Raw genomic sequence first — 406 nt, forward strand, 5'->3', positions numbered from 1 at the left:
ATGGAGCGCACCCCATTTTGACCGGACAGCCGGCATAGCCGATAAGGCATAGGCATCCGCCTATGAGTACGACTATGTCCAAGAGTTCTGACGAGCCGTTTCGACGGGTCGAAGTCATCACCTCCGTGCAGCGCCGCCGACGCTGGTCAGTGGCCGAGAAGGTTCGGTTGGTGGAGGAAGCCATGCAGCCGGGTATGAGCGTTTCCTACGTGGCACGCCGCGCCGGCATTTCTCCCTCCCAGCTCTTCGCCTGGAAGCGCCGCATGCTCGAGGGCGGCCACGCAGCCGTTCAGGCCGATGAAGATGTCGTTGGCGCTTCCCAGGTGCGCGATCTGGAAAAGCGCGTGCGTGACCTCGAGCGCATGCTCGGCAAGAAGACCATGGAAGCCGAGGTCTTGAGGGAGGC

Annotated in this window: 1 protein-coding gene; it reads left to right on the plus strand. The window is 62.6% G+C overall.

Annotation, left to right across the window (positions count from 1 at the left end; translation table 11 throughout):
• Positions 1-74: 74 nt before the first annotated feature.
• A partial coding sequence (locus DDE76_RS19385) for a transposase (protein ID WP_245892092.1) occupies positions 75-406 on the plus strand: 332 nt, incomplete at its 3' end.

This window comes from Devosia indica (genome assembly GCF_003056405.1).
GTDB lineage: Bacteria > Pseudomonadota > Alphaproteobacteria > Rhizobiales > Devosiaceae > Devosia > Devosia indica.